We start from the raw sequence: 5489 nt of genomic DNA, 5'->3' as shown, positions 1-5489 counted from the left end.
CCGATCTTGCTCCGCAGACACGACGCGCCGCCGCTACGCGGCGGATTCCGCGCAAGCGCGGAATGAGCCCGGAACTCCGTTCCGGGCTACGGGTCAACTCCGTTGCCCCGTAGGGGAATCCGGCTCCGCCGGCTTCCCGTCCCTCCCAGGCCTGCTCCGCAGTCCTGTACGGGAGTTGACGGGTACTCCGCACCCGTCAAGAGCTGGCTGCAGGAGCGGTGGTGGCCGTGTGCAGTCCGCGGGATGCAAGAAGGTGAGGAACCGTCAGATGCTGCATCGCCTATGGGTGGTCCCGGCGTTGTGTGTCACTTTACTTCCCCGGATGTCTTCTGGTTTACTGGACGGGTCCCGTTGCGGCCTGCTGCGCTACCAAATGGTGGGATTAAGGAGACTGTAAAAGCATTCCTGATCCAGCCTGTTGAAGGCCTGAAATACCGTCAAGGATCGCCCTGACTGGAGGACAGTATGCCGCAGATGGAGTTGCGTCCGCATCAGGTTGAGGCGGTCGATGGGGTTCTTCGGAATCTTTCCGTTCCGGCCGGTGGTCGGATGCCGCCGGAGGGATTGAGGACGCAGGTGATCGCCGCTACCGGCTCCGGTAAAACACTGATCGCGGTGGAGTCCGCGATCCGGCTTTCCGCCCGCCGGGTCCTGGTCCTGGTGCCCACACTCGACCTGCTCACCCAGACTGCCCATGCGTGGCGTCGTGGCGGGCGGCGGGGCGTGATGGTGGGGGTCTGCTCGCTGAGGGCCGAGGAGAGCGACGGTCTGCCGTGCACGACCGATCCGGACGAACTGGTCGCCTGGACAGGGGATCTGGAGACGGTGACGGTGTTCGCGACGTATGCGGCCGTGGGGCTTCGGATCCTGCAGCGGGCGCATGCGGCCGGCCTGGCGGTGTGGGACCTGATGGTCGTCGACGAGGCGCACCGAACGAGCGGGGATGCGGGCAAGCCGTGGGCGGCGGTACACGACCAGCAGCAGATCCCGGCCGCGCGCAGGTTGTACATGACGGCCACGGCGCGTATCTGGGATGCCGAGGGTGAGGGTGAGGCGTCCCGGCTGGTGGCGAGCATGGACGAGGACTCGCCTCTGTTCGGGCCGGTGGCCTACAAGCTGAAGTTGTCCGAGGCGATCCGGCTGGGGCTTGTGGCGCCCTATCAGGTGCTGTGTCTGGACATCCGCGACCCCGAGTTGCATGCCGCGCTCACGAGCACGAGCGAGGGCGCCGGGTCTGCCGCTGTGCGCGGGGCGCGGCTGGCGGCCGTGCAGACGGGGCTGATGCGCGCCGCCGCCCAGGAGCGGTTCCTTCGGGTGCTGTCCTTCCACAGCCGGATCGGGGAGGCTAAGGCGATGGCGGCCGGCGTGCCGGCGGTGGCGGCCCGGCTCGCCGAGGATGATCCCGGCAGCTTCCCGCCGGCGGAGCGGGTGTGGGCCAACTGGCTGTATGGTGAGCACCCGCCCATCCACCGCCGCCAGGTTCTGGACGAATTCGCGTCGGACTTTCTCGGAGGAGCCGAATTCGAGGACCGTGATGTTTCGGCTGCTTTGCGGGTGTTGAGCTCTGTTCGGGTTCTCGGTGAAGGCGTGGATACCGCCGAATGTGATGCGGTGCTTTTCGCTGACGCGCGCGGCAGCATGGTGGATATCGTGCAGATGGTCGGACGGGCGCTGCGGATGCAGCCAGGGGCGGGAAAGCTGGCCACGTTGATCGTTCCGGTGTTCCTCTCACCCGACGAGGATCCGGATCAATTGCTCACCTCGGACGCCTACGGCGGCCTGGCCAAGATCCTCGGAGCCCTGCGGGCGCACGACACGGACACCATCGAAGCCCTCGCCGACCCACGCCTTCGCAACGCTCGTCCGCAAGGTGAACGCGAGGGCGACGAAGACGAGTTCACAGACAGCCAGGACGGCGGCGAGGGTGGGCGGGAGCTGCGGACGGCTGCGGCGGCCGGGGTGCTGCGGTTCATGGAGGAACGCGACCCTGCCGTCCTCGCTCAATTCGTGCGCCTGCGCGTCATCGACCCCGAGCGTGCGTACTGGCGCCGCGGCATCGAAGCCGCCACCCGCTGGCTGCGCGAGACCGGCAACACCGAGCTGCGCGTGCCCTACACGTTCATCGCGCCGGAGGACTGGCCGGGCATTGGCGGGCATCCCACAGGGGTATGGGTCGCGGATCAGCGCCGCTACTACGCCGCCGGGACACTCGAGCCCGAGCGCGTCGCCGAGCTCGAGGCGCTGGGCATGGTCTGGTCCGTGCAGGACACCGCCTGGGAGGCGGGCCTCGCCGTGGCCCGCTCCTACGCCGCCGCACACGGCGGGATCCTCCTGCCGCCGGCCACCGCAGTCTGGGAGGGCTACCCGATTGGGACCTGGGCCAAGAACCAGCGCGCAGCGGCCCGCAGGACGTTCCAGAACGCCGAACGCCGCGCCGCCGGAGAGACAGGCGTACCCAGCGCCGGGGAGCTCCCGGAAAGCCGCCTGGAGGCGCTGGAAGCGATCGACCCGGGATGGTGCCCCCTCGGCTGGGACATCGCCTGGCAACGCACCTTCCGCCTCACCCACACACACGTCAAAGCCGGCGGAACCCTGCCCGGGCGGGCGGGCCAGATCATCGTCCGGGGCGAAGACCTCGGGGCATGGGTCACGGCGCAGCGGCTCGGCTGGGACAAGCTGCTGCCCGCGCAGCAGTGGCTGCTGGAGAGCGCGCTCGGACTGGAGCCGGCGGGCGAGGACGAGCAGCCGCCTGCACGCCGATCGCAGAGTGCCGCGTGGGCGCGGAACATCGCTGCGGCCCGGCAGTTCCACACCCGCGAGGGGCACCTCGTAGTACCGCGCAAACACGTCGAGGACGTCGACGGCGAGCCGGTAGGACTCGGCCAGTTCGTCAACAACGCCCGCCGACGCGCCGCCACACTCAGCCCACAACGACGCAACGACCTCAACCACCTCGGCATGAGGTGGTAACGGGTTGGCCGGGGGGGGCGCGCGGTCGCCCGTCGGTGTGAAGGACGGGGCATCGTGCCAGCGACCTGCGGTACCACCGCGGGCGCGGGGAGACGGCATCCACCGCGCGGCCCAGCCGGGCGGGTCGGAGCTACCCCCGCAGGCGCGGGGACGACGAGTCGCCGCCCTCGCCTGGGTGCGGGGACGACAGGCCGCGGGCTGCCGAACGAGGCGCTGATGCGGAACTACCCCCGCGGGCGCGGGGACGACGCCAGCCAGAACGTCGTCCAGGCGTGGGCAGAGGAGCTACCCCCGCGGGCGCGGGGACGACATGCTAGGTACAACGCGCGTACCCCTGGTCAGTAGTCCCCGCGTCTGCGGGGGTAGCTCGCTGCGGCGGGTGGCGGAGACGCAGCGTCGCGGGTCGTCCCCGCGCCTGCGGGGGTTGCTCCGTCCAGTCGTGGCTGTTGCTGGTGATGTGCCAGTCGTCCCCGCGCCCGCGGGGTTGCTCCCAGTCCCGCGCGAACTGCTGCGCGTTCAGAGAGTCGTCCCCGCGCCTGCGGGGTTGCTCCCGATCGTTGCGACAGCTGATCGCATCGTCTGCGTCGTCCCCGCGCCTGCGGGGGTTGCTCCGCACGTTTCCTGGCATGGCTCATCGGAGTTGAGTCGTCCCCGAGCCTGCGGGGGTTGCTCCAACGGCATCGTGCAGGACGCGTTCTACCGGACGTCGTCCCCGCGCCTGCGGGGGTTGCTCCGCCTTTTTCGACGTGCTGGGCGGGATCCTGACGTCGTCCCCGCGCCTGCGGGGGTTGCTCCCGGCCCGCCTCCATCCCGATGGTGCGGTCGTCCCCGCGCCTGCGTGGGGTTGCTCCATCGGTGCCGACTCGCCGGCCTCGTGCTCGGCCACGTTCTCACTGGTCATCGATGCATCTTCCATGATCGGGAGTTACACCGAACGATTTACAGTCCCGTCGCTGAACGTGAACGAAGCCACCCGCAACTACCGCGGCAACCGCCAGGTCGTCCGCAAACACCTCGCCGCCCTCTGCGCGGGCACCGCCGAACCGGTGCGGGCCGACATCCCCAGCCCCTACAAGATCACCTCCTGAATCATGCGGCCCCGCGAGACCCTCACCGAGTGCCAGAACGAGCGCCTCCTTCAGGTCTGGCTCGCCTGCCCGGACATCACCCGGGCCTCCACCTCGCCCGCACCTTCGCCGGCCTCGCGTCCGTCACCAGCGAGGATCCCTCCTGCTGGAGTGGATCCGGTGGCAGGCCGAACAAGACGCACCGAAGCCCATGAAGGGCTTCGCCGGCTTCCTCCGCCAGGACTCGACGCCGTCACTGCCGGACTGACCTTGCCCTGGAGCTCCGAGGTCGTCGAGGGACACGTAAATAGGGTGAAAACCCTCACAAGGGCCATGTATGGCCGAGCTTCGCGCGAACTCCTCCGGCCCCGAATCCTCACCCAGCTATGAGCATCACGGCACTGCGGACAGAGCCAAAATTTGCCATCCGCATCACGCTCGGGCGTTCACCGATCGGGTCCGCCGCCAGCGCAAGTACTCGCGCACCTCAGAACCCAGGGGTCGGGAGGAAGCCCGGCCACCACGGGGGCACGCCACTGGGGCAGTTGTAGGTGGTGCCGCCCCAGAAGAGTGAGAGGGCGCACCAGGAAAGGGCGAGGAGCACCACCGTGAGGCCGATAGGCTGGAGATGGGGGCGGTTCCCCAGTAAGGCAGCGACCGCCAGCCAGCCGAGCACCAGGATCGCCCAAAGCCCCGGAATGAAGAGGATGAAGAGAAAGCCGCTGTTGGCAGCGTTGTTTACTCCCGTGTCGCAGGCGTTCCACACCCTGCCCAGAAGCATTGCAGCCAGCACCGCAAGGCCCAGTCCAACCACCAAGCCGAGACACCCATGCAGCCGTCGGTCGCCCATAAGCCCCCTTCGTTCGTCGTCCGCGCCGGAAAGCGCCGGAGCCCCCGCCTGTCACTGTATTTGATCGCTGATCAAGCCCTGACCAGCGGGGACCAGCCCTCATTCGGCAGGAAGGGCCGGTCCCCGTTGGGAGGGTTCGGGCTACTTCTTCTTCACCTGGCTCACTCCCTTCGCGTACATCTGCTCGATCACGTCGATCACCGCGGCATGGAACTGCTCCCTGGTCAAGTCGAGGCCGTGTCGGTCGAAGAGGTCAATCCCAGCCTGCATCGTCATGTGGTCCGCCGAGTCGTCCTGTCCAACGAGGACAGGATCGGACACCGAGGCCCCCTCTATGAGCGTCTTGGAGTCGAAGCCAGCGGCCCGGCCGACGTAGCCATAGTGGACGTTCGACCACATGTCGTAGAAGACCTTGTAGTCGGTGCCCGGAACATGGCCCAGGCGACCGGGACCACGGTGCACGACACCAGCGGTTTCGGCAGAAACCTGACGCTTAACGGAGCCGCGCTGAACATCGCTCTCGACAATGACGACACCCAGGTGGCCTTCACCCCGCACCGCACCGACGCAGCCTGACTCGCATGCCGTTCAGAAACTCATCG

The 5489-nt window shown here is 68.3% G+C and carries 5 protein-coding genes; 3 read left to right on the top strand and 2 right to left on the bottom strand.

Annotated features, from left to right (window positions below):
* Nucleotides 1–465 precede the first annotated feature (465 nt).
* Nucleotides 466–2970 carry a Helicase associated domain protein gene (locus ACWDUZ_RS38350; protein ID WP_451636455.1) on the top strand — a complete coding sequence of 835 codons (2505 nt, stop codon included), beginning with the start codon at nt 466–468 and terminating at the stop codon, nt 2968–2970.
* A gap of 959 nt (nt 2971–3929) precedes the next feature.
* Entirely contained in the window at nt 3930–4058 is a 129-nt protein-coding gene (locus ACWDUZ_RS38345; protein WP_451636454.1) for a hypothetical protein, read from the top strand.
* 466 nt (nt 4059–4524) lie between these two features.
* On the opposite strand, the gene ACWDUZ_RS38340 is transcribed toward ACWDUZ_RS38345, so the two are convergent.
* Nucleotides 4525–4851 (bottom strand): hypothetical protein, encoded by a 327-nt coding sequence (locus tag ACWDUZ_RS38340; protein WP_451636456.1) that lies wholly within the window; start codon nt 4849–4851, stop codon nt 4525–4527.
* Nucleotides 4852–5028: 177 nt separating this feature from the next.
* Nucleotides 5029–5286: a polymorphic toxin type 44 domain-containing protein gene (locus tag ACWDUZ_RS38335; protein ID WP_451636453.1), complete on the bottom strand. Its 258-nt coding sequence runs from the start codon at nt 5284–5286 to the stop codon at nt 5029–5031.
* 33 nt (nt 5287–5319) lie between these two features.
* Between ACWDUZ_RS38335 and ACWDUZ_RS38330 the strand changes: the two genes are divergently transcribed.
* Complete coding sequence (locus ACWDUZ_RS38330) at nt 5320–5463, top strand: hypothetical protein (protein WP_451636452.1); 144 nt, start codon at nt 5320–5322, stop codon at nt 5461–5463.
* The last annotated feature ends 26 nt before the right edge of the window (nt 5464–5489 follow it).

It is taken from the genome of Streptomyces sp. NPDC003393 (assembly GCF_053589015.1).
This window is presented reverse-complemented; position numbering and strand designations above follow the sequence as displayed.